This is a genomic window from Synechococcus sp. Cruz-7E5 (genome assembly GCF_024345995.1).
GTDB lineage: Bacteria > Cyanobacteriota > Cyanobacteriia > PCC-6307 > Cyanobiaceae > Regnicoccus_A.
This window is the reverse complement of sequence record NZ_JAGQCE010000003.1, coordinates 56,655-80,620: the sequence shown is the minus strand read 5'-3', so window position 1 is coordinate 80,620 and position 23,966 is coordinate 56,655. Positions and strand designations below refer to the sequence as shown.

General features: G+C 64.6%; 21 protein-coding genes. 5 read left to right on the top strand and 16 right to left on the bottom strand.

The window, feature by feature from the left end; genetic code table 11:
- Positions 1–15: 15 nt before the first annotated feature.
- The 4 genes from KBY77_RS05265 to psbA form a co-directional block, all read right to left on the bottom strand.
- On the bottom strand, positions 16–747 hold the full coding sequence (locus KBY77_RS05265) for an ATP-binding cassette domain-containing protein (protein WP_255102524.1): 732 nt from the start codon (positions 745–747) through the stop codon (positions 16–18).
- A gap of 46 nt (positions 748–793) precedes the next feature.
- Entirely contained in the window at positions 794–1,969 is a 1,176-nt protein-coding gene (gene devC, locus KBY77_RS05260; protein WP_255102523.1) for an ABC transporter permease DevC, read from the bottom strand.
- Positions 1,966–3,201, bottom strand: a complete 1,236-nt coding sequence (locus tag KBY77_RS05255) for an efflux RND transporter periplasmic adaptor subunit (protein ID WP_255102522.1) — start codon at positions 3,199–3,201, stop codon at positions 1,966–1,968. The genes devC and KBY77_RS05255 overlap by 4 nt, the downstream gene beginning before the upstream one ends.
- A gap of 255 nt (positions 3,202–3,456) precedes the next feature.
- Positions 3,457–4,536 (bottom strand): photosystem II q(b) protein, encoded by a 1,080-nt coding sequence (gene psbA / locus KBY77_RS05250; protein WP_255102521.1) that lies wholly within the window; start codon positions 4,534–4,536, stop codon positions 3,457–3,459.
- 234 nt (positions 4,537–4,770) lie between these two features.
- Between psbA and KBY77_RS05245 the strand changes: the two genes are divergently transcribed.
- A complete protein-coding gene (locus KBY77_RS05245) occupies positions 4,771–6,390 on the top strand; it encodes a photosystem II high light acclimation radical SAM protein (RefSeq protein ID WP_255102520.1) in 1,620 nt (539 codons plus the stop codon).
- Between the two features lie 7 nt (positions 6,391–6,397).
- On the opposite strand, the gene KBY77_RS05240 is transcribed toward KBY77_RS05245, so the two are convergent.
- The 4 genes from KBY77_RS05240 to KBY77_RS05225 all read right to left on the bottom strand — a co-directional run bounded on the left by KBY77_RS05240 (position 6,398) and on the right by KBY77_RS05225 (position 10,120).
- Positions 6,398–7,225: a CPBP family intramembrane glutamic endopeptidase gene (locus KBY77_RS05240; RefSeq protein WP_255102519.1), complete on the bottom strand. Its 828-nt coding sequence runs from the start codon at positions 7,223–7,225 to the stop codon at positions 6,398–6,400.
- Positions 7,226–7,552, bottom strand: coding sequence for an ATP-dependent Clp protease adapter ClpS (gene clpS, locus KBY77_RS05235; protein WP_094555935.1), 327 nt, complete (start codon positions 7,550–7,552; stop codon positions 7,226–7,228).
- An 85-nt stretch (positions 7,553–7,637) separates the two neighbouring features.
- Positions 7,638–8,897, bottom strand: a complete 1,260-nt coding sequence (locus KBY77_RS05230; RefSeq protein ID WP_255102518.1) for an LL-diaminopimelate aminotransferase — start codon at positions 8,895–8,897, stop codon at positions 7,638–7,640.
- The gene (locus KBY77_RS05225) at positions 8,825–10,120 is read right to left on the bottom strand and encodes an ATP-binding protein (protein ID WP_255102517.1); all 1,296 of its coding nucleotides are present in this window, start codon (positions 10,118–10,120) and stop codon (positions 8,825–8,827) included. The genes KBY77_RS05230 and KBY77_RS05225 overlap by 73 nt, the downstream gene beginning before the upstream one ends.
- An 87-nt stretch (positions 10,121–10,207) precedes the next feature.
- Between KBY77_RS05225 and KBY77_RS05220 the strand changes: the two genes are divergently transcribed.
- The 3 genes from KBY77_RS05220 (at position 10,208) to KBY77_RS05210 (ending at position 15,884) form a co-directional block, all read left to right on the top strand.
- Positions 10,208–12,880 (top strand): TIGR03960 family B12-binding radical SAM protein, encoded by a 2,673-nt coding sequence (locus KBY77_RS05220; protein WP_255102516.1) that lies wholly within the window; start codon positions 10,208–10,210, stop codon positions 12,878–12,880.
- 292 nt (positions 12,881–13,172) lie between these two features.
- Positions 13,173–15,287, top strand: a complete 2,115-nt coding sequence (locus KBY77_RS05215; RefSeq protein WP_255102515.1) for an Rne/Rng family ribonuclease — start codon at positions 13,173–13,175, stop codon at positions 15,285–15,287.
- Positions 15,288–15,884, top strand: a complete 597-nt coding sequence (locus tag KBY77_RS05210) for a ribonuclease HII (RefSeq protein WP_255102514.1) — start codon at positions 15,288–15,290, stop codon at positions 15,882–15,884.
- Here the strand turns inward: KBY77_RS05210 and KBY77_RS05205 are convergent.
- On the bottom strand, positions 15,859–16,371 hold the full coding sequence (locus tag KBY77_RS05205; RefSeq protein ID WP_255093757.1) for a DUF1997 domain-containing protein: 513 nt from the start codon (positions 16,369–16,371) through the stop codon (positions 15,859–15,861). The two genes, KBY77_RS05210 and KBY77_RS05205, sit on opposite strands and share 26 nt — an antisense overlap.
- A 61-nt stretch (positions 16,372–16,432) precedes the next feature.
- Here KBY77_RS05205 and pheA point away from each other — a divergent pair, with 61 nt between their 5' ends.
- A complete protein-coding gene (gene pheA / locus KBY77_RS05200; protein ID WP_255102513.1) occupies positions 16,433–17,278 on the top strand; it encodes a prephenate dehydratase in 846 nt (281 codons plus the stop codon).
- Here the strand turns inward: pheA and KBY77_RS05195 are convergent.
- From KBY77_RS05195 to rpsL, 7 genes are all read right to left on the bottom strand, one after another.
- Positions 17,245–18,219 (bottom strand): methyltransferase domain-containing protein, encoded by a 975-nt coding sequence (locus tag KBY77_RS05195; protein ID WP_255102512.1) that lies wholly within the window; start codon positions 18,217–18,219, stop codon positions 17,245–17,247. The genes pheA and KBY77_RS05195 overlap by 34 nt on opposite strands.
- Complete coding sequence (locus KBY77_RS05190; protein WP_094555910.1) at positions 18,219–18,890, bottom strand: LON peptidase substrate-binding domain-containing protein; 672 nt, start codon at positions 18,888–18,890, stop codon at positions 18,219–18,221. The genes KBY77_RS05195 and KBY77_RS05190 overlap by 1 nt, the downstream gene beginning before the upstream one ends.
- 145 nt (positions 18,891–19,035) lie before the next feature.
- Positions 19,036–19,356, bottom strand: coding sequence for a 30S ribosomal protein S10 (rpsJ, locus tag KBY77_RS05185; RefSeq protein ID WP_094555934.1), 321 nt, complete (start codon positions 19,354–19,356; stop codon positions 19,036–19,038).
- Positions 19,357–19,565: 209 nt separating this feature from the next.
- Complete coding sequence (gene tuf / locus KBY77_RS05180) at positions 19,566–20,795, bottom strand: elongation factor Tu (protein WP_255102511.1); 1,230 nt, start codon at positions 20,793–20,795, stop codon at positions 19,566–19,568.
- A 40-nt stretch (positions 20,796–20,835) separates the two neighbouring features.
- Positions 20,836–22,911: an elongation factor G gene (gene fusA, locus KBY77_RS05175; protein WP_255102705.1), complete on the bottom strand. Its 2,076-nt coding sequence runs from the start codon at positions 22,909–22,911 to the stop codon at positions 20,836–20,838.
- Positions 22,912–23,013: 102 nt separating this feature from the next.
- Positions 23,014–23,484, bottom strand: coding sequence for a 30S ribosomal protein S7 (gene rpsG, locus KBY77_RS05170; protein WP_094555908.1), 471 nt, complete (start codon positions 23,482–23,484; stop codon positions 23,014–23,016).
- A gap of 73 nt (positions 23,485–23,557) precedes the next feature.
- On the bottom strand, positions 23,558–23,932 hold the full coding sequence (rpsL, locus tag KBY77_RS05165) for a 30S ribosomal protein S12 (protein ID WP_094555907.1): 375 nt from the start codon (positions 23,930–23,932) through the stop codon (positions 23,558–23,560).
- Positions 23,933–23,966: the final 34 nt, after the last annotated feature.

Below are 23,966 nucleotides of genomic sequence, written 5' to 3'. Positions count from 1 at the left end.
CGCGGTGTGTCGTCCTCAGCTGCCGGTCTCCCTCATCCTGCCCACGAAGGCCGCTTCGGCCTCCTTGCTGGCCAGGGCACCATCATCCACAATGATGATCCGATCGGCCACATCGAGAATCTTGTTGTCGTGGGTCACCATGATGATCGTGGTTTTGTGATTGGTTGCCATCTCGCGCATCAGGTTCACCACATTGCGGCCTGATTCCTTGTCGAGAGCGGCGGTGGGTTCATCGCCGAGCAGGATCTTCGGTTGCGCCACCATGGCCCGGGCAATCGCCACCCGCTGCCTCTGGCCGCCGGAGAGATTGGCAGGGAAGTAGTCTTCGCGATCTCCGAGACCCACTTTCTCAAGCATTTCTGCTGCCAGCTTGTCCATGTCTTGCTCGTAGTACTGATTGTGCAGTTCCAGGGCGAGGCGCACGTTCTTCCTGGCGTTGAGGAACATCATCAGGTTGTGGGCCTGGAAGATGAAGCCCACGTTGAGGCGCAGCTTCGCCAGTACCTCCTTGCCGGCTCCATGGAGTTCCTTGCCGAGGATCTTCAGGCTGCCGTCCTGGCATGCCCGCAATCCCCCGAGCATGGTGAGCAGGGTGGTCTTGCCGGAGCCGGAGGGTCCTGTGCAGATCACAATCTCGCCTGGCTGGATGTCGAGAGTGATGTCCTTGAGGGCATGCTTGCGGTTTTCGCCGCTGCCGAACCAGTGGTTCACGTGATTCAAGGAGATCACGGGTTCGCCGGTCGGCAAGGATTCAGCGGCGGTCAGAGATTCACCAGGTGGCACAGATTCGGATTCAGAAGACATCGGCCGGATCGAGTTCCACAAGTTTGCGGGTGGCCATGGCGCCCGATCCCACGCACATCACGAAGGTGAGGATCAACACCTGCAGGGCCCGGTTCAGGGTCATGAACACTGTGAGCTTGGTGACGTTGGCCAGCAGGCTGTAAAGACCCATGGAGATGATCACACCCGGCACGAAGCCGATCACCGCCAGAATGGCCGATTGCTGGATCACCACGCTGATCACGAAGGAGTCGGTGTAGCCCATCGCCTTCAGTGTGGCGTACTGGGGCAGATTATTCATCACATCACCGAAGAGAATCTGGTATACGATGATGCTGCCCACCACGAAGCCCACAAGAACGCCGAGGGAGAAGATGAATCCCACCGAGGAGTTGCGTTTCCAGTAGTTCACCTCCAGCTCGGCAAGTTCATTGCGGGTGAGCACCTTCACTTCTTTCGTCATCAATGGCTGCAGGGCTGCCTGCACAGCGGTGGCGGAGCTGCCGGGCCGCAGCCGGATCAGACCCAGTTGGATCATGCGGCGATCCGCCTTGGGGAACATGTAGAGGAAGCTGTTTTCGCTGACGATCAGATTGGCCTCGGCTGCGAAGGTGGCCCCCATCGAGAAGGTGTCGACGATTCGGATCGATTTGCCGTTGATCTCCAGTGGATAGACGCCATCGCGCTTCACGATGCCGGCGACATCGCCGTACTGCTTCTTGGAGTTGCGATCGAAGAGCGCGTTGCGCAGTGGCTGCAGACGGAAAGGATCGTTCTCGAGTTCGGGAAAGGCTAGGGATGGCTTGGCGAGATCCACGCCAAAGGTGTAGATGTCGTACGACTGTCGGGTGGCGGGGGTGATCCAGGTGCCGCGCGAGATGCGCAGCGGCGAGATGCTCTCCACCCCTTCAACCCCGAGGGCCTGGTAGAGCCGGCTGCGCTGGAAGTCCTGCAGGGATCCGAGGTTGCTGTAGCCCTCACTGACCATCACCAGATCGGCGCGGAGGCGGTCGATGGGTTTGCGCTGGCTGTTGTAAAGGCTGTCCATCAACCCCAGCTGAAAGAACATCAGCAGGTTGGAGAAGCTCACACCCGCCAGGGCGATCATCATCTTCACAGGGTTGTTGGTGACCTGCAGCCAGGCCACCGGGGTGCGTTTCAGCAGCTTGCGCAGGGGGCTGATCATGGTGCCGGCGCCGGCTTGGGGTCGAACACCACGTTCACCTGGAGATTGGAGGCGTAGCCGATCCGTTTCTGCTCTGATTCATTGAGCTGGAGCTGCAGCTTCACCTCGAACACCCGCTGGTCCTGATTCTCACCGGGCTCCCCGGCGAAGATGGTCTGCTTCTGCACCTGGGGAATCACCTTGTACACCTTGCCCTTGAGGCTGCCCTCGATGCCATCGGCGGTGATGGTGGCGCCCTGGCCCATGCCGATCATGCGCATGTCGGTCTGATAGACCTCTGCCGTGACGACCATGCGGCTGGTGTCGGCCATCTCGAGGATGCCCTCGTCGCTCACCTTGTCGCCAGGCCTGGCGATGATCTTGAGGATGCGTCCGTTCTGGGGTGCCCGCACCGTGGCGAACTCGAATTCCTGGCGGGCACGGTCGCGGGCGGCTACCGCTTTGCGCAATTCATTGTTGGCGGTGGTGATGTCTTCGGGGCGCACTTCCTTGATCTGCTCCAGGGTCTGCCTGGCGCTCTCGATGTCGGAGCGAAGGGTGAGCAGGGTGCCGTCGCGGGTTTCGATCGCCTTGGCCAGATCGGCAGCACTGGTCTCGGCGCGGGTGCGGTAGCGGTCCCGTTCGAGCGCGGATACGCCCCCATTGGCGTACAGGCCGTCATAGCGCTGCTGTTCAACCCGTGCCTCGGTGGCCTTGGCGCGGGCGGCATTGACAGCCTGGTCCTGGGCGAGCTTCTGGGCGGCCAGTTTGCGCTCCAGGCTCTGCACGTTGAACTCCTGCGCGCGGATCTCCCCCTGCTTGGCACCGGCCCTCACCTGGGCCAGCTTGCTCTGGGCCACGGCCACATTCTCGTTGGCCTCGTCGTAGGACGCCTTGAGGGTGCCATAGCTGTTCAGCCGGGCCAGGGGTGTTCCCCGCGTCACCCAGGTGTCCTCCTGCACCAGGATCTCTTCGATGCGGTCGCCGCTCAGAGAGCTCGACACAGCCACCTTTCGGATCTTGGTTTCCGGCTCGATGCGCCCCAGGGCGGACACGCGCCGAGCAGCGGCGACGGGGGGCGGTTCGCTTGGTTTCGGCTGGCACCCCAACAGGGTCGCTCCCACCCCGGTCAATGACAGTCCGATCAGAACGATCGCCAGACCCCCTTGAGATTGGCCCCGCCGCAGCAGCTGGCGATGGGCGTGGGGTATGCCGCGACGGGCGGCATCTGGACGTGCGGGTCGGACCCTCAAAGAAACGAATCCAGTACAGCCGTTTTGACTGTACGCAGGGTTTCCAGACCGCAGCACAGGGTGACACAGGTTGTTGATCACAGGGGCAGCCCCCGCAGCTCCGACTGATTGCTCTGTGGATGATCGCTCCTGGAGCTGCTGGGGTCATGGAGCTGCAGGTATGAGCCATAAAAAAGCCCCCGCCAAGGCGGAGGCTTTCATTCCTATTGAACTGAGTTGAATCAGCTGGTGGACCGCAAGGACCAACCGGTTGAATCAGCCGATCGCCGGGGCGGTCAGTGCCACAGGGGTGGCTTCTGCAGATGCCAGGTCAAGCGGGAAGTTGTGAGCGTTGCGCTCGTGCATCACTTCCATGCCCAGACCAGCGCGGTTCAGCACATCAGCCCAGGTGTTGATCACGCGGCCCTGGCCATCGAGGATCGACTGGTTGAAGTTGAAACCGTTCAGGTTGAAGGCCATCGTGCTCACGCCAAGGGCGGTGAACCAGATGCCGATCACGGGCCAGGCAGCCAGGAAGAAGTGCAGGCTGCGGCTGTTGTTGAACGAGGCGTATTGGAAGATCAGGCGACCGAAGTAACCGTGGGCAGCCACGATGTTGTAGGTCTCTTCCTCTTGGCCAAACTTGTAACCGTAGTTCTGGCTCTCGCTCTCGGTGGTTTCACGCACCAGGGAGCTGGTCACCAGTGAACCGTGCATGGCGGAGAACAGGGAGCCACCGAACACACCAGCCACACCCAGCATGTGGAAGGGGTGCATCAGGATGTTGTGCTCTGCCTGGAACACCAGCATGTAGTTGAAGGTGCCGGAGATGCCGAGGGGCATGCCGTCAGAGAAGGAACCCTGACCGAAGGGGTAGATCAGGAACACAGCCGAGGCAGCGGCCACAGGGGCGCTGTAAGCCACGCAGATCCAGGGGCGCATGCCGAGGCGGTAGGAGAGTTCCCACTCGCGGCCCATGTAGCAGAAGACGCCGATCAGGAAGTGGAAGACCACCAGCTGGTAGGGACCGCCGTTGTACAGCCACTCGTCGAGGCTGGCGGCTTCCCAGATCGGGTAGAAGTGCAGGCCGATGGCGTTGCTGGAAGGAACAACGGCGCCGGAGATGATGTTGTTGCCGTAAAGCAGCGAGCCGGCAACGGGCTCACGGATGCCGTCGATGTCGACGGGAGGTGCAGCGATGAAGGCCACGATGAAGCAGATCGTGGCAGCCAGCAGGGTGGGGATCATCAGCACACCGAACCAGCCCACGTAGAGGCGGTTGTTGGTGGAGGTGACCCACTCGCAGAACTGGCTCCAGGCAGACGCGCCCTGGCGCTGCTGAAGGGTGGTGGTCATGAGAGCGTGAGTGTGTGCCCCGGAAGGAGCGGGTAGGTAGAACGACAAAACGGATCAGGAATTCCTGTCCGGTGGGCCCGAAAGCCTGTCGCCTGCTGCAATGTAACAGACCATTGCGGGATGTGTGAAGCGCTTAAGGTTTGCTTCCGGCTTCGGTGGGCTGGCTGATCTTCCAGGCCGGGCCACTTCCCCGCATGCACGCTTGTTAGCGTCCGGCCTTGCCTGAGGAAGCCGATGGCGCGGCCTGAGCAGCAGTTGGAAGCGAACCCGCCAGTCTCCGGCGCAGACTCTGAGCGGGTGCTTCTGATTCGCCTGCCCTGCAATCCGATCTTCCCGATCGGCCCGGTCTATCTGGCCGATCACCTGCACAAACGCTTCCCGGAACTGCCCCAGCGAATCCTCGATCTGGCAGCCCTGCCCCTGCTGGATGTGGAGCGGGTGCTGCTGGCCACGATCGAGGCCTTCCGCCCCACCCTGCTGGTGTACTCCTGGCGCGACATTCAGATCTATGCGCCGGTGGATGGCCGCGGCGGTAATCCCCTGCAGAACTCCTTCGAGGTGTTCTATGCCTCCAATCCCATCCGGCGCCTGCGGGGTGCCCTCGGTGGCCTGCGCCTGATGGGGGCTTTCTACGGCGAGCTCTGGCGCAACTTGCGTCTGGTGCGCCGAGGCCTGCGCCGTGCCCGCCGCTTCCAGCCGGGGGCGCGGGTGGTGATCGGCGGCGGGGCGGTGAGCGTGTTCTACGAGCAGCTCGGCAAGAGCCTGCCGGCGGGCACCGTGGTCTCGGTGGGGGAAGGGGAGCCCCTGCTGGAGAAGCTGATCAGCGGCCGCTCCCTGGCTTCCGAGCGCTGCTACGTGGTGGGCGAGCAGCCTCGGGAGGGCCTGATCCATGAGCAGCCCGAGGGGGTGATCAAAACCGCCTGCGACTACCCCTACATCGCCTCGATCTGGCCCCAGCTCGACTGGTATCTCGAGGGAGGTGATTTCTACGTTGGCGTGCAGACCAAACGCGGCTGCCCCCACAACTGCTGCTACTGCGTCTACACCGTGGTGGAAGGCAAGGCGGTGCGGGTGAATCCGGTGGAGGAGGTGGTGGCCGAGATGCGCCAGCTCTACGACCGTGGTGTGCGCGGCTTCTGGTTCACGGACGCCCAGTTCATTCCGGCCCGTCGCTACATCGAAGACGCCAAACAGTTGCTTCGGGCGATTCTGGCGGCGGGCATGGACGACATCCGCTGGGCGGCCTACATCCGCGCTGACAACATCGACGCCGAGCTGGCAGAGCTGATGGTGGCCACCGGCATGGACTACTTCGAGATCGGCATCACCTCCGGCAGCCAGGAGCTGGTGCGCAAGATGCGGATGGGCTACAACCTGCGCACCGTTCTGGAGAACTGCCGCCTGCTGGCCAGAGCTGGTTTCCGAGAGCACGTGTCAGTGAATTACTCCTTCAACGTGATCGACGAGCGACCTGAAACCATCCGCCAGACCGTGGCCTATCACCGCGAACTGGAGCGCATTTTCGGGGCCGACAAGGTGGAGCCGGCCATCTTCTTCATCGGCCTGCAGCCCCACACCCACCTGGAGCAGTACGGCTTCGAGCAGGGCCTGATCGAGCCCGGCTACAACCCCATGAGCATGATGCCCTGGACGGCCCGCAAGCTGCTCTGGAATCCCGAGCCGATGGGCAGCGTGTTCGGTCGGATCTGCCTGGAGGCCTTCGAGACCAACCCCGGCGATTTCGGCCGCACCGTGATGGCGCTGCTCGAGCGGAACTACGGCTTGGCTCCGTTGGAGGAGGCGCTGCATGCGCCGGTGGAGGGCCGCAAGGCGCTGGCCACGGCGGTGCGCTGATCCCGGCTCACCAGAAGCGCCGCCGCACCCAGAGCAGAGCGGCCAGTCCTGCCCAGCCCAGCAGGCCGCCGATCGGATTGGGATCAGCCCCACCGGGGCCGGCCAGCCAGAGAGGCACTTCAGGGCTGATCTGCAGCGGTCCGGCCAGCAGGGAAAACCATCCCCCCACCAGGCCACCGTGCAGGCCCACGGCACCCCAGAGGGAGCCGCCGTCGGCTCGCCGCTGCAGCCCCAGCGCCAGTCCCAGCAGCAGCAGACCCACCAGCAGCCCGGACATCGGCGCGACGCCGAGATTGAAGCGGGTGTGGGCGAGGCTGAAGATTGCCGCCTGGGCGATCAGGGCCCGCTGATCGGCCTGTGCTCCCCCACCCAGCCGCTGTCTCAGCTCACCCCAGAGCCAGCCGCGGAACACCAGTTCTTCGGCGAAACCGACCCCCAGGATCAGCAGCACGGCATTGAATACCTGGGCTGACGTCAGTCCGCCATTCCAGCTGGCCTGCCCGCTGATCAGCAGCAGACCCGCCACGAAGACCAGCAGCAGCAGGGCTTTGAGCAGACCGCGCAGCAGGGAGCGCAGACCCACACCCCAGCCCATGGCAACGCCGAGTGCCTGCCAAGGCCGCCGTTCACCCCAGGTCCGGCCCAGGCGCAGGGGCAGGGTCAGCAGCAGCAGCAGGAAGGAGATCCCCGTGCCCAGCAGGGCGATCTGATCAGCCCTCCAACCACCCAGAAGGCCTGTCGCCACCAACGGTTGCACCGTCAACCAGCCGAGGCCATAGAGCACCGGTAGGTAGAGCAGGGTGCCGATCCAGCCCAGCCAGGCGCGCCGCGGCACTCAGCTCTCCGGCTCGATCGTGCTGGTCAGGCCTTTGGCCTTGAGGGTCTCGCTGTAGAACTCAGCGGGCTCCAGATCGCAGACGATCACCAGGCCGACGCCGGTGTTGTGTGCTTCCAGCATCACGGCGATGGCGTCCTGTTCACTGAGGGAGGGCACCACCTGGCGCAGGGTGCCCACCACGTACTCCATCGAATTCACGGGATCGTTGTGCAGAAGCACCTTGTAGCGAGGCGAGGGCTTGCGCACCCGCTGCTTCTCCTTCTCGATCACCGCGGCACCGCCGGGCGAGCGGCTGGGGGTTTCCACGGCGAGGGGAGGAGCCATCAGCAAAGGGGAGACGATCATCCGGCAGGAACAGTTGGGGGTATCGCTGGCGACAGGACCTTGGCCCGCGGAGCAGGGTCCCAAATTAGGCGGCGGCCCCGGCGGTCGAAGGCATCAAGCAGCCCCGCGCGATCCTGGCCATCGCCTCCTCCACATTTGCCCGGCTGTTGAAGGCCGAGAGCCGGAAGTAGCCCTCACCGGCGGCGCCGAAGCCGCTGCCTGGCGTGCCCACCACATGGGCCTCGTTTAGGAGCTGGTCGAAAAAGCCCCAGGAATCCACCCCCTCAGGGGTTTTCAACCACACATAAGGGGCCTGCTCGCCGCCGTGCACCTGCAGGCCGGCGGCAGTGAGTTCCCGGCGGATGATCGCCGCGTTCTCCATGTAGAAGGCCACCAGCGCCTTCACCTGGGCCTGGCCTTCGGCCGAGTACACCGCTTCGGCACCTCGCTGCACGACATAGCTGACCCCATTGAATTTGGTGCTCTGGCGGCGGTTCCACAGGGCCCAGAGCTCGGCGCTCTCCCCCTCCGCGCTGGTGCCCATCAGGCCCCGGGGCACCACCGTGAGCGCACAGCGGGTGCCGGTGAAGCCGGCATTCTTTGAGAAGGAGCGGAACTCGATCGCGCACTCCCGCGCCCCCTCGATCTCATAGATGGAATGGGGCAGTTCGGGGTCCTGGATGAAGGCCTCGTAGGCGGCATCGAACAGGATCAGGGCGCCATTGGCGCGGGCGTAGTCCACCCAGGCTTTGAGCTTCTCCCTGGTGGCCACCGCGCCGGTGGGGTTGTTGGGGAAGCAGAGATAGATCAGATCCACCGGCTCGCTTGGGATCTGGGCGCTGAAGCCGTTCTCGGCATTGATCGGCAGGTAGGTGAGGCCGCCGTACTGGCCGTTGCCATCAGCGTCGCCGGTGCGGCCGGCCATCACATTGCTGTCTACATAAACCGGATACACCGGGTCGGTCACGGCGATGCGGTTGTCCGGCCCGAGGATGTCAAGGATGTTGGCGCTGTCGCATTTGCTGCCGTCAGACACGAAGATCTCCTCGGCGCTGATCTGGCAGCCGCGGGCCTGGAAATCGTGCTGGGCGATCGCCTCCCGCAGCCACAGGTAGCCCTGCTCGGGGCCGTAGCCGTGGAAGCCCTCGTGGGTTCCCATGGCGTCGATGGCCGTTTTCATCGCCTCGCGGCAGGCCAGGGGGAGGGGTTCAGTGACATCACCGATGCCCAGGCGAATCAACTGGGCCTCGGGGTGGGCTTCGGCAAACGCCTTCACCCGGCGGGCGATCTCCGGGAAGAGATATCCCGCCTTGAGCTTGAGATAGTTGCCGTTGATCTGAACCATCTCGCGCGGAGCTGCTGGGACTGGTCGGATTGTCCTATGGAGCCGGTGGTGGGCTGGCTGGCTTCCAGCGGCGACCGCACCCAGATGCCTGGTTTCACTGCATAGCTCCCATCCACCGGCGCGATCAGTTCCGCCCGCTCCGGTTGGAGCTGTTGCACCAGCTCATGGAAGCCGCGTGAGAGCTTCGGGGCTTTTGAGAGTTTGATTTCGTACACCCGCCGGCGCTGGCCCCGCTCCAGCACCAGATCAAGTTCGGCCCCATTGCTGGTGCGCAGGAAATGGGCGCGCCAGCGTGGATGGGCAGCAATCAGCTGCTCGATCACGAAGCCCTCCCAGCTCTCGCCGGCCTGGGGGTGGGCCAGGAGGTCGTCGTAGGTCTCGATGCCGAGCAGGTTGTGCAGCAGGCCGCTGTCGCGCAAATAGAGCTTGGGCGAGCGCACCAGCCGCTTGCTCAGGTTCGCTTCCAGCGGCGGCAGGCGCCGCAGCATGAAGGTTTGCTCCAGCACTGCCAGCAGCTGCTGCAGCCGGGTGCTGCGTAGGTCCAGCAGCCCCGACAGTCTGCTGGCATTCAGAGTCTGGCCCTGGCTGTGGGCAAGAAGGCGCCACAGCCGCTCCATGAGTGGCAGAGGCAGCCCCAGCTCGAGGGAGGCGATATCCCGTCCCAGGAAGGTGTGGATGAAGTCCTCACGCCAGTCGATGCTGTCTTCTCCCGTGGCGGCCAGCAGGCTCTCCGGGAAGCCACCGCGCAGCCACAGCTGCTGCCAGCTGCTGGTGCCGGTTACCTCCTGCAGCAGAAATGGAGTGAGTTCCACCTGGGCGATGCGTCCTGCCAGGCTTTCCTGGCTCTGGCGCAGCAGGGGTCCGGAGGCCGAGCCCAGCAGCAGAAAGCGACCGGGCCGGCGATCCCGGTCGATCTCGGAGCGCAGCAGGCTGAAGAACTCCGGCAGTAGCTGGATTTCATCCAGACACACCAGCTGGCTGCGGTGGGCCTCGAGGAACAGCTCCGGCTCCGCCAGCTTGGCCCGATCGCCGCGGTCCTGGAGATCCAGCAGCACGCCATCGCCGCGCTCCGCCAGAAGCTTTCTGGCCAGGGTGGACTTGCCGCACTGGCGTGGCCCCAGCAGCAGGGCCGCTGGCGCCCGAGCCAGGGCCTTCGCCAGGCCCGCGGCTGCATTCCTAAATAGATAGCCATGCATTTCTGCATTATAAGCGCAGATTTGCATGGTTAATGCTTTGGTGGGGAAGTCCGGCTTTGCCTGCGTGGTCTCTGGCCTCCATACGATCAAGGCTGCACCCAGCCGCCACCCCCCGTGACCGTCGCCCCTGCGAGCGAGCCGATCGAGCGGGCACCGATCGATTTCGATCGCCTGGTGGACCCGACCATCGCCAGGCCCGGCCGCTACCTCGGCAATGAGCTGGGGGTGGAGCCCCGCGACTGGTCGGCCGCGGCCGTGCGCTGGGCTCTCACCTACCCCGAGATCTACGAGGTGGGTGCCAGCAACCTGGGCCACATCATTCTCTATTCGATCCTCAACGCCGTGCCCGGCCAGCTCTGCGACCGGGCCTACCTGCCGGCGCCGGATCTGGCCGCCCGGCTGCGGGAACGGCAGCAGGCCCTGTTCGCGGTGGAAAGCCGCCGGCCCCTGCCCGCCTTCGACCTGCTCGGCTTCAGCCTCAGCTACGAGCTCGGAGCCACCAACATTCTGGACATGCTGGATCTGGCCCATGTGCCGATCCACGCCTCAGGCCGTGGCGACCTGCCCTTGGCGGATCCCGCCGCACCGCCGCTGATCTTCGCCGGTGGCCCCACTGCCACCAGCAATCCCGAGCCCTTTGCCGCGTTCTTCGATTTCATCGCCCTCGGCGACGGCGAGGAACTGTTGCCCGAGATCGGTCTGGTGGTGGCGGAAGGCAAGGCTGCCGGCCTCAGCCGCTCCGCCCTGCTGCTGGATCTGGCCCAGGTGCCGGGGGTCTACGTGCCATCGCTCTATGGCCCCGGTCCCGATGGCATCAGCCTGGTGCCACTGGTTGCCGGCGCGCCGCCGCGGCTGCTGCGCCGGGTGGCCACGCCCATGCCCCACTACGGCATGGGGCTGGTGCCCCACATCGAAACCGTCCACGACCGGCTCACGATCGAGATCCGCCGTGGCTGCACCCGTGGCTGCCGCTTCTGTCAGCCCGGCATGCTCACCCGCCCGGCCCGCGACGTGGAACCCGAGGCGGTGATCGAGGCGGTGGAAACGGGTATGGAGCGCACCGGCTACAGCGATTTCTCCCTGCTTTCGCTCAGCTGCTCCGACTACCTGGCCCTGCCGGCGGTGGGGGTGGAGCTGCGCAACCGCCTGGCCGAGCACAACGTGAGCCTCACCCTGCCCAGTCAGCGGGTCGACCGCTTCGATCAGAACATCGCCCATATCCTCGGCGGCACCCGCAAGGCCGGGCTCACCTTCGCCCCGGAGGCCGGTACCCAGCGCCTGCGCGACATCGTCAACAAGGGCCTCACCGATGCCGAGCTGCTGCGCGGCATTCGCACCGCCATGGAGAGCGGCTACCGCAAGGTCAAGCTCTATTTCATGATCGGCCTTCCTGGTGAAACCGATGCCGATGTGCGCGGCATCGCCGACACCTGCCGGGCGTTGCAGCAGCAGTGCCGCGACCTGGGGCGCCTGGAGCTGAATCTCACGATCAGCAACTTCACCCCCAAGCCCCACACTCCCTTTCAGTGGCACAGCGTTTCCACATCGGAGTTTCGGCGGCGCCAGGAGCTTCTGCGCCGGGAACTGCGCACGCTCAGGGGCCTCAAGACGAATTTCACCGATCCGCGCCTCTCGGCGATGGAGGACTTCGTGGGGCGGGGTGATCGCCGCCTGGCGCCGGTGATCGAGGCCGCCTGGCGTGCCGGTGCCGGCCTCGATGCCTGGTTCGAGACGATCGAGGCAACCCACGCCGCCTGGACCGGTGCCATCGAGGCGGCTGGGCTGGGCGGCCGCTACCGGGCCCTGGAGATGGGCGACTGGGGCACCACCGAAGCCCTCGGGCCCGAAGACCTGGCGTCCTTCTGCGCCCAGCCCCTCCCCTGGGATCACATTGACACCGGTGTCGACAAGGCCTGGCTGGCGGAGGACCTGCAGCGGGCGCTCGCCGCGGTGGTGGTGCCCGACTGCTCCTTCGACGGCTGCAGCAGTTGCGGCGTCTGCGGGCCGGAGTTCGGCCACAACGTAGTGGTGAATGCTCCGCCTATCCCTGTGCAGCAACCCAGCCGCGCTCCGGCCAGTGAGCGGTTGCAGCGCCTGCGCTTCGCTTTCAGCAAAACCGGTTCCCTGGCCCTGCTGAGCCACCTCGATCTGGTGCGGTTGATGGAGCGGGCCCTGCGCCGCAGCGGCCTGCCCGTGAGCTTCACCGGTGGTTTCCATCCGCTGCCCCGCCTGCAGTTCGCCCTGGCGCTGCCCCTGGGGGTGGAAGCCGGCGGCGAGTGGTTCGATCTGGAGTTCAGCGGCAGGGTCGCCCCCCCGGACGCCTTGGCACAGCTTCAGGCCACCCTGCCCGAAGGACTTGTGCTGGCCGGTGTGGAGGAGGTGCCGGTCCGCGCGCCGAGCCTGTCCCAGGAGCTGGAGGGGGCTGAGTGGCAGGCCGAGCTCGTGGCCGACTCCCCCGGCCCGGGCGCCGCAGCCTGGGGGGCTGCCATGGTGAGCCTGCTCGCAGCGGCTGAACTTCCCTGGAGCGACACCGACAAGAAAGGGAGGCCGCGCCAGCGGGACTGCCGTCCCTGGCTCGACGATCTCACCCTGGTGACCGCAGAGGATGAGTCCTGCCGGTTTCAGCTTGCGGCCCGCATCGATTCCCAGGGGCGGAGCCTGCGCCCGGAGCAGGTGCGCGTCTGGATTCAGGAGCGGCTGGGGCGTCCCCTGCAGCTCCGTTGTGTGAGCCGTGAGCGGCTGCGGCTTCGACCAGCGGAAGCATGTTCCCAGGAAGGCCCATGCTAAATTCGGCAGAAGACGGCAGATCTGTCTGTAGCATCCACTCTGCAGACGTTGTCCTACGGCACATGGTTCCGTAGGACCTGTTCCGCGCTTTGGCCGGTCTCGTTCCGGCAGCATCGCCGCGAATGGAGGTTGATCCTCCTGAGGATGCTCCTCAAAAGGTTTTTCTCCTCCGTCTTCTTCCTGCTGGTCCAGCAGTCGAGCAGCTTTGCGTCGCGCTCTGCCCGGCGGGTTTGTGCTTCAGGGATCCACTCCCATCCATGGCTTGGCTCCAAAGAGCCACCCCCTATCCTCCATGCCCCAGCAGATCGTCATCGCTGAGCAACTGCGGATCGCCGCGGTGCTCACCGACGAACGTGTTGATGAACTGGTCGTAGCTCAGGGTCGCTATCAGATCGGCGACGTCTATCTCGGCCGAGTTGAAAATGTTCTCCCAGGTATTGATGCCGCCTTTGTCAACATCGGCGAGAGCGAAAAGAATGGCTTTATTCATGTCACCGATCTCGGCCCCCTGCGCCTGAGAAAAGGTGCTGCAGGCATCACCGAACTGCTTGAGCCCCGCCAGAAGGTGCTCGTTCAGGTGATGAAGGAGCCCACCGGCACCAAAGGGCCTCGCCTCACCGGCAATCTCACCCTGCCCGGCCGCTTCCTGGTGCTGCAGCCCCAGGGCCAGGGTGTGAGCATTTCACGGCGGATCAGCGGTGAGAACGAACGCAACCGTCTCAGGGCCCTCGGGGTGCTGATCAAGCCCCCAGGCGCCGGCCTGCTGGTGCGCACAGAAGCCGAGGGCGTGAGCGAAGACCAGCTGATTGACGACCTCGAGACTCTGCTCAGGCAGTGGGAGGGGATTCAGGAGGCCGCTGAGACGGCCACCCCTCCGGTGCTGCTCAACCGCGACGAAGACTTCATCCACCGGATCCTGCGCGATCTCTACGGCCCCGAGGTCTGGAGGGTGGTGGTGGACACTCCCGCCGCGGTGGCCCGGGTGAACGCCTTCCTCGGCGTCGATCAGGCCAATCTGCTGGTGGAGCACCACAGCGATGGCACCGATGTGCTCGAGCACTACCGGGTCAATGCTGCCATCCGTGATGCTCTCAAGCCAAGGGTTGACCTGCCCTCCGGCGGTTACGTGATCATCGAGCCCACCGAAGCGCTCACGGTGATCGATGTGAACTCGGGCTCGTTCACCCGCTCCGCCAGTTCACGCGAAACGGTGCTCTGGACCAACTGCGAAGCCGCCGCTGAGATTGCCCGTCAACTCAAGCTGCGGAACATCGGTGGGGTGGTGATCATCGACTTCATCGACATGGAGTCGCGCCGAGATCAGTTGATGCTGCTGGAGCACTTCACCCAATCGGTGCAGGACGACGCGGCCCGCCCCCAGATCGCTCAGCTCACCGAACTGGGTCTGGTGGAACTGACCCGCAAACGGCAGGGTCAGAACATCTACGAACTGTTCGGTCGTGCCTGCCCCAGTTGCGGTGGCCTCGGCCATGTGGCGGTCCTGCCGGGCAAGGACACCCTCCAGCCCCTGGCCACCGTCACCGGCCTGGTGCGCTCGGCCGCCTCGGCGCGGGCTGAAGTGCCCAGTCCCAACGGGGCCGAACCGACCACAGGCCGGCGCCGGGGTGGCCGCGGCGGTCGTGGCGGTCGTGGCGCCGGCGAAGCGGTCGAGACCGCCCCTGCAGCCACTTTCTTCCCAGACACCCAGGACGAGGCCCCTGCCGCCGCGACGGAGCCAGGCCATGGCGGCACCGCCACTGACAGCAGCGGCGGAATCAACCTCAGCCGCCGGCAGGATCCCGATCTGGTGGCGGTCCCCATGGACTCTGACCAGGAACTCGTTTACGGCTGGATGGGCCTCAGTCCTGCCCTGCTGCTGGATCCGCCCCCCACGGGCGAGAATCTGGTGGTACGGGTCGTGCGGCCCGGTGAAGACGGCGATGCGGTGCTTGAAGCCGCCCGCCAGCAGCTGGCGGCTTCCGGCTCCCGCCGGCGACGCCGCGGTGGCCGTGGTGGCAGTGGCGGCGAATCCCCAGCCCCCAGCGTCCGTACGATCGGGGAGCCGCCAGCTGTCCGCCGCGACGACGACGCCCAGGCGACGCTCGTGGAAATCACCCCCTTGCCTGAAGCCTTTGGCGAGCCCGACGAGGCTCCGATGACCACCGTGATCGAGACCTCGGTGATGCACATCCCCGTTTCCCAGGTGTCTTCGCCTGAGTCGCGGCGGGTGGGTCGCTCCCAGCCCAGGACACGCCGTCAGGAACTGCGTGAAGACGGCGGCGGCAGCTCCGTCGCCGTGGCCGAAGCCCCCCTGGAAGCTCCCCCCGCGCCGCTGCTGGAAGAGAGTGAGAGTGATCCCAGCGGTGAGCCCCGCCGCCGCCGTCGTCGCTCCTCCGCCAGCGTCTGAGTGGTCCAGAGGACCCTGGCCGGTGTGGATGAGGTGGGCCGGGGGTGTCTGTTCGGCCCGGTCTTCGCCGCCGCTGTGGTGCTGCCGCCCCAGGCGGCGGCGCCCCTGGCGGCCGCTGGTCTGACCGACAGCAAGGCCCTGCGCCCTCTCCATCGCCAGCGGCTTGTGCCCCTGATCACTGCCTGGGCCTCAGCCTGGGCGCTTGGTCAGGCCTCTGCCTCCGACATTGACCGCGTCGGCATCAGGGCCGCCACGGAGATGGCCATGCTCAGGGCCCTGCAGCGGCTCTCCCAGGCGCCGGCCCTGGTGGTTGTCGACGGTGTCCTGCCCCTGCGGCTGTGGCCGGGCCGGCAGCGCACTCTCGTGCATGGCGATCGCCGTTGCCTGGCGATCGCCGCCGCCAGCGTGCTCGCCAAGCAGGCCCGCGATGCCCTGATCGTGCGTCTGGCGGGGCGCTTCCCCGGCTATGGCCTCGAGCGCCATGCCGGCTATGGCACCGTCCTTCATCGGGAGGCCCTGGCCTGTCTTGGCCCAAGCCCCCTGCACCGCCTCAGCTTCCTGGGACGGGTGCTCAGCGGCCCTCGCGCCAGTGGCTGAAATCCTTGAGGAGCTGCTGGCTCACCCGGGAGCGGATGCCCAGCAGGACGCCTCCCAGCAGTGAGCGGCCGGTGGCTTCGAGCACCCCTGGGGCAATCAGGCGCAGCATCGGCGGCCGGCTCACGCTCACGGCCATCTGGGCCTCCCCCTCCAGCCCCTGGCCGCCCACCTCCAGCCAGGAGGTCAGATTCAGCTGGAAGTCCTCCACCAGGCCAAGCCCCTCCAGGTGGCACTCCACCGCTTCGAGCTCCAGACGTCCTGGCCGCCGCTGGGCGCGCAACTGCACCACCGGCTTGACCTGCAGCTGGAACACCTGGAACCGCGTCACGTCGTAGCGGTAGGTGCCCGGGCCGAGGCGGGTCAGCTGGCTGGGATCGAGCAGGGCCTGAATCACTCGCTCCTCGTCGTCGAGGTAAGTCACCAGCTCCTCGGCCCGCTCGTCGATCGGGAGGCTGAGCTGCTGGCTGGCACTGAAGGCCAGGGTCATCGCCTCGTCTCGGTGGGCGGGGAGGGATGATCTTATCGACCGCCGTTTCACCCCCTTCACCATGCGTCTTGCCTTCCTCGGCCCTGCCGGCACCTACGGTGAGCAGGCGACGCGGCAGCTGGCGGCCCTCGAGGGGATCGACGCGCCGGAACTGCTTCCCCAGAGCGGCATCCGCTCGGTGGTCAAGGCCCTGGCGGAGGGTCGCTGCGATGCCGCCGTGGTGCCCGTGGAGAACTCGGTAGAAGGAGGCGTGACCGCCTGCCTCGATGGCCTCTGGGAGCATCCCGAACTGCGCATCCGTCGCGGTCTGGTGTTGCCGATCCGCCATGCCCTGCTGGGCTCCGGGCCGATCGAGCGGGTCAGTGAGGTGCTCTCCCATCCCCAGGCCCTGGCCCAGTGCAGCCTCTGGCTGAGCGAACACCTCAGTGAGGCCCTGCAGCTACCCACCAGCTCCACCGCCGAGGCGGCCCGGCTGGTGGCCGGCAGCCGCTTCCGCGCAGCGGTGGCCTCTCCCCGTGCCGCCCAGGAGCATGGGCTCAAGGTGCTGGCCTACCCCATCAACGATGTGCCAGGAAACTGCACCCGTTTCCTGATGCTGCAGCGGCAGGTGGAGAGCCGGACTGCCGATGCGGCCACGCTCTGCAGCCTGGCTTTCTCGCTGTGCAGCAACAGCCCCGGAGCCCTGCTGGAGGCTCTGAGCTGCTTCGCGACGCTGAAGCTGAACATGAGCCGGATCGAGTCACGCCCTTCCAAGCGGGAGATGGGCGAGTACATCTTCTTCGTCGATCTGGAGCTGCCGGCGGATCCCGCTCTGCTGGAGGAGGCGATCGAAGCCCTGCGCGGCCATTGCCAGCACCTGGCCCTGTTCGGGAACTACCCGCTCACCAATCTTTCCGAGGAGCAGTAGCGGAACACCCCGAAGCGCATCATTCCGGTGCTGAAGGCCCAGTGCATCAGCAGGATTGTGGGGGCTTCGCGCAGACCCTGCAGCACGGCTGCCGGTCCAAGGCTGAGGATGGCACCGGGACGCCGTATCCCCTCGAGGATGGAGTCGATCCAGGAGGGCAGGGTGGCCTCACTCCAGTCAGCGGTATCCACCAGCCCGCCCCGCCGATGGGGGCTGGCCTCGAGGTTGCGGCGGAACGAGGGGATGGAGGCGAATTCCGGATGGGCCCATTGGTGCAGCAGCTGATCCATCACCCAACGCTCCAGACCGTTGAGTTCGCCGTCGGCAGGATCACGCCGGTTCCAATCGGCCACCACCAGCTGCCCTCCGGGCGTCAGCATCCGCAGCAGTTCGTCGGCGTAGCGCTGCTTGTCAGGCATGTGAGGCCCAGCTTCCACGCTCCAGACGGCCTGAAAACTGGCGTCCTCCAGCTCCAGCGCCAGGGCGTCCATCACCGCGAAGCGGCACGAGAGCCCGGCTGGGGTGAGCTGGCGGGCCCGCTCCACCTGGGCTGGGCTGATGCTGATGCCGAGCACATCGAAGCCGTAGTCGCGGGCCAGGATGCGGGCGCTGCCGCCGATGCCGCAACCCACGTCGAGCAGGCGGGTGCCGCGGGGCAACCGGTCCAGGCCCGACCAGTGCACCAGCTCATGCACGAACTGCTCCTTGGCGGCCCGGAAATCGCGTGATTCAGGGGGGGTGCCGTAGTGCCCCAGGTGCACGTGCTCACCCCAGAGATTTTCCAGCAGACGATCACCGGTCCAGCGGTCGTAGGCCTCGGCCACGGTGGCGGTGCTCTGGAAGCGGCGGTCACGGCGCTGCCATTCCCGCACCAGACCAAGACAGAGCAGACCGGCTCCAGCGCCGATGGCCAGAGGCGGCAGCCAGGTTGGAAGCGGCATCAGGAGGGTTCTTGCCTGGGTTCGCCCAGGTCCTTGAAGGTGTCCTTCAGAACCGTGCGTGCCGCGAGCTGCCGTCGGGTCTGGTCGAGCAGCGCGAATTCCTGGCGCAGGCGTTCGGAGGTGTCGGTGAGCTCCAGCAGGGCCTGTTGATGGTCCGCCACGGGACCCCCCAGGTGAGAACCGATCCAGAAGGACAATTCGCGTGGAAGATCGGGCAGATCAGCTGGAAGGGTGGTCGGCTTGCCGATCAGTTTGCCGGTCAGATCCACCACATCCCTCAGGGCCTGGGTGACCTGTAAGCCAAGATCCTGAAGCACGTCGTGGCTGGTGTTGGGATCGTCCTCGATCCAGCTGACCATGGCCACACGGAAAGGGGCTTCCCGCACCACTTCGAGTACGCGAAATCGTTGCTGGCCGAGGGTGACGATATTGCTGCGATCATCGTCCTGGGTCTGGTGTTGAAGAATTTCAGCGCAGCAGCCCACTTGGGCCATCTCCTGCTGATTCGGGTCCCAGCGCACCACACCGAAACGACGGTCTGTCTCGAGCACCGTTCGCAACATCATGCGATAACGGGGTTCAAAAATATGCAGGGGTAAAACTTCTTGCGGGAACAGCACCACATCCGGCAGGGGGAAGAGTGGGAGTTCCCTCACGGCCAGATCACTCACGGAAGGTCGGCGGGGCGGCAATGGGTGGTTGGAGGTTTGGTCAGCGAAGCTGCTTGAGGCGCCTGGTGGGCAAAATCAGTCTAGAAAAAAAGGACCCACCAAGAGGGTGGGCCCAGGAATTCGTCGCGTCGGGCCAGCCTGGAGCTCAGAGCTTCACTTCGATGTCGACACCACTGGGCAGATCAAGCTTCATCAGCGCGTCGATCGTCTTGGCCGTTGGGCTGTAGATGTCGATGATGCGACGGTGGGTGCGGGTCTCGAAGTGCTCACGGGAATCCTTGTCCACGTGGGGCGAGCGCAGCACGCAATAAATCCTGCGCTTGGTGGGCAGGGGGATCGGACCGATGGCCGTGGCGGCCGTGTGATCGGCCGTTTCGATGATCTTTTCGCAGGAAAGGTCCAGCATGCGGCGATCAAACGCCTTTAAACGGATGCGGATCTTCTGCTGGGCGATGGCGGCTGACATGGCAGGACTCGTGGGAACGCAGGCCTTGGTGGAGACCGCGGCCGAAGAACAGGTGAAGGGGGGAAGGGAGGCTGGAGAGTGTTTGGCCGAGGCCAAGCCCATTTCCGCCGAAGACAACCGAGGCCGGTTGGGGGCAACTTGTCGAGGTGCGTGACGAAGGGCCGATCCAACGGTGGATCGGCCCCTGGCTGAGCTCAGCCGTTTCAGCCTCAGGCGACGATCTTGGAGACCACGCCTGCACCGATGGTGCGGCCGCCTTCGCGAATGGCGAAGCGCATGCCTTGCTCAATGGCCACCGGGCAGATCAGCTCAGCGGACATCTTGATGCGATCACCAGGCATCACCATCTCCACGTTGGTCCCGTCATCGGCGGTGAAGGCGGTGATCTGGCCGGTCACATCCGTGGTGCGGATATAGAACTGGGGACGGTATCCAGCGAAGAAGGGGGTGTGGCGGCCACCCTCTTCTTTCTTAAGGACATAAACCTCACCTTCGAACTTGGTGTGGGGCTTGATCGAGTTGGGCTTGACCAGCACCATTCCGCGCTCAATGTCTTCCTTCTGCACGCCACGCAGAAGCAGGCCGACGTTGTCTCCGGCCATGCCCTCGTCGAGCAGCTTGCGGAACATTTCCACACCGGTGACGGTGGTTTCGCGGGTGTCCTTGATGCCCACGATCTGGACGGTTTCGCCCACTTTCACTTTGCCGCGCTCGATCCGGCCAGTGGCCACGGTGCCGCGTCCGGTGATCGAGAAGACGTCTTCGACAGCCATCAGGAAGGGCTTGTCGATCTCACGCTCGGGTTCGGGGATGGATTCATCAACCCCATCCATGAGATCAAGGATCTTGTCGACCCACTCGTTTTCACCACGGATGCCTTTGCCGCCGCCCTGGATGTGCTCAAGGGCCTTGAGGGCAGAGCCGGCGATGATGGGGATGTCGTCACCGGGGAAGTCGTAGCTGCTGAGCAGCTCACGCATCTCCAGTTCGACGAGCTCGAGGATCTCCTCGTCGTCGACCATGTCCTTCTTGTTGAGGAACACCACCAGAGCGGGGACGCCCACCTGCTTGGCCAGCAGGATGTGCTCCTTGGTCTGGGCCATCGGGCCGTCAGTGGCAGCCACCACCAGGATGGCGCCGTCCATCTGGGCGGCGCCGGTGATCATGTTCTTGACGTAGTCCGCGTGACCCGGGCAGTCGACGTGGGCGTAGTGACGCTTCTCGGTTTCGTACTCGACGTGGGCCGTGTTGATAGTGATGCCCCGCTCCTTCTCTTCAGGAGCACCATCGATGTCGTCGTAGGCCTGGGCCTTTGCCTGGCCAATGGATGCCAGCACGTTGGTGATGGCGGCAGTGAGGGTGGTCTTGCCGTGGTCGACGTGGCCGATGGTGCCAATGTTGACGTGAGGTTTGTTCCTCTGAAACTTCTCGCGAGCCATTGAAGGAAAGAATCGGGGGGTTGTGGTTAGGGTTGAGAGATCAGGAGTTGCCCTGATTCTTGGCAATGATGGCTTCAGCAACATTGCGAGGAACTTCCTCGTAATGGCTGAACTCCATCGAGAAAATACCCCGACCCTGGGTCATGGATCGGAGTTGAGTGGCGTAGCCGAACATTTCGGCCAGAGGCACCTTGGTCTGGACTTTAGACTGTCCGTTGTCGATGGATTGCCCTTCGACCTGTCCGCGACGGGAGGAGAGGTCGCCGATGACCGAACCGAGGTAATCCTCGGGGATCTCGACCTCAACCTTCATCATCGGCTCAAGAAGTACGGGATTGCACTTCTTGACGCCGTCTTTGAAGGCCATGGAGCCGGCAATCTTGAACGCCATTTCAGAGGAGTCCACATCGTGGTAGGACCCATCGACCATGGTGACCTTGATATCGATCATCGGGAAGCCTGCAATCACGCCGGACTGGCAGGTTTCCTTCATGCCGTTCTCGGCTGGACCGATGTATTCCTTTGGCACGATGCCGCCAACGATCTTGTTGACGAATTCGAAGCCGGAACCAGGTTCGCCCGGCTCCATCTCAATCACCACGTGTCCGTACTGGCCCTTGCCACCGGTTTGGCGGGCAAACTTGCCCTCACCTTTGGCGCTGGCGCGAATGGTTTCGCGGTAGGACACCTGGGGGGCGCCGATGTTCGCTTCAACCTTGAATTCGCGCAGCATCCGATCCACCAGAATTTCCAGGTGCAGCTCGCCCATGCCGGCGATCACGGTCTGGCTGGTTTCGGGATCGGTGGACACCCGGAAGGTGGGGTCCTCTTCTGAAAGAGATTGAAGAGCTTTGGAGAGTTTCTCCATATCGCCCTTGGTCTTAGGCTCCACCGCCACCGAGATCACCGGTTCAGGAATGAACAGGGATTCCAGAATGATCGGGTCGCTTTCCACGCAGAGCGTGTCGCCGGTGGTGGTGTCCTTGAGGCCGAGCACCGCTCCAAGATCACCGGCACGCAGCTCGTCCACCTCCTCGCGGTCGTCGGCTTTGAGCAGGATCAGGCGGGAGATGCGCTCTTTCTTGTCTTTGGTGCTGTTGAGCACGTAGCTGCCCTTCTTCAGTACCCCGGAGTACATGCGCACGAAGGTGAGCTTGCCGTAGGGGTCGGCCATGACCTTGAACGCCAGGGCGCTGAAGGGGGCGTTGTCGTCGCAGGCACGATTCGATTCGGTTCCGTCGGGCAGCAGACCCGTGATCGGTGGCACGTCCACCGGGGCAGGCAGGTAGTCGACCACGGCGTCCAGAACCAGCTGGACGCCCTTGTTCTTGAAGGCCGAGCCACAGAGCATCGGCACAAGACCGTGCTTGACCACACCGATGCGAATGCCCTTGATCAGCTGTTCCTGGGTGAGTTCACCGTTTTCCAGGAAAGCTTCCAGCAGCTCTTCATCGGTTTCGGCAACCGATTCCATCAACTTGCCGCGCCACTCGGCGGACTCTTCCTTCATGTTGTCAGGAATCTCGCCCTCGACGATGTCGGTGCCGAGATCATTGGTGTAGAGAATCGCCTTCTCCCGTACCAAGTCAATGATTCCCTTGAGTTCCCCTTCAGCGCCGATCGGCAACTGCAGCGGAACGGCATTGGCCTTGAGGCGATCCTTGATCTGGTCGTAGACCTTGAGGAAATTGGCGCCGGTGCGGTCCATCTTGTTGACGAACACGATCCGAGGCACGTTGTAGCGATCGGCCTGGCGCCACACCGTTTCCGACTGGGGTTGCACACCACCCACTGCGCAGAAGACGGCCACGACTCCGTCAAGCACACGCATCGAGCGCTCCACCTCAATGGTGAAATCGACGTGCCCGGGGGTGTCGATGATGTTGATGCGGTGATCCTTCCAGCTGGTGGAGATGGCCGCAGCCGTGATGGTGATGCCGCGTTCGCGCTCCTGCTCCATCCAGTCGGTCACTGCGGCGCCATCGTGCACCTCGCCCATTTTGTGAACGACACCTGAATAAAACAGGATCCGTTCGGTCGTGGTGGTCTTGCCCGCGTCGATATGGGCAGCAATGCCGATATTTCTGACGCGGTCCAAGGGATAGGCGCGGGCCACGGGGAAGGTCTCCGGTGTTTGATCTACGAATTTTGCGGGCGCAAGTTTAAGGGTTGGCCTGATCTGGGTGGAGGCGCCCGCCATCCAGCCCAGGAAGGGTGCTCAGTAGCGGTAGTGGGCGAAGGCCTTGTTGGCCTCGGCCATCTTGTGGGTTTCTTCGCGCTTGCGCACTGCACTGCCGGCTTCGTTGGCGGCGTCCATCAGTTCACCGGCGAGCTTCTGGGCCATGCTGCGGCCATTGCGTGCCCGGGAAAAGTTGACCAGCCAGCGCAGGGCCATGGCAGTTCCGCGTTCCTGCCTCACTTCCATTGGCACCTGGTAGGTGGCGCCGCCCACCCGGCGAGCTCGCACCTCCACCAGCGGGGTGGAGTTGCGGACGGCCGTTTCGAACACCTCGAGTGGGTCGCTGCCGGTGCGGTCGTTGATAAGTCCGAATGCGTCGGAGAGAATCCGCTGAGCAGTGGACTTCTTGCCGTGCTTCATCAGGCGCGCCACAACCATTGAGGCCAGGCGGCTGTTGAATTGGGGGTCAGGAAGAACTGGGCGCTTCTCAGCGGCGTTACGGCGGGACATAAACCTGTGGGGATCGGCGGTGCGAGGGAGTGGGGATAAAGACGATCAGGGCATGGAATGCAAGCCCCTGGAATCAACCTTTGGGGGTCTTGGCGCCGTACTTGGAGCGGCTCTGGCGGCGATCCTTCACACCGGACGTGTCGAGGGTGCCACGAATGATGTGGTACCTGACCCCGGGGAGGTCCTTGACGCGACCTCCTCGGATCAGCACCACGGAGTGCTCCTGGAGGTTGTGGCCGATCCCGGGGATGTAGGCCGTGACTTCGAAGCCTGATGTGAGACGCACACGGGCCACCTTGCGAAGGGCCGAGTTCGGCTTCTTCGGGGTGGAGGTGTACACACGGGTGCAGACCCCACGGCGCTCTGGGCAGGCGCGCAGAGCCGGGGACTTGGTCTTGCGGGTGAGGTGCTGCCGTTCGGTGCGGATCAGCTGCTGAATCGTGGGCATCGAGGGCCGGAGAATTAGGCCGGACGTCCGACCG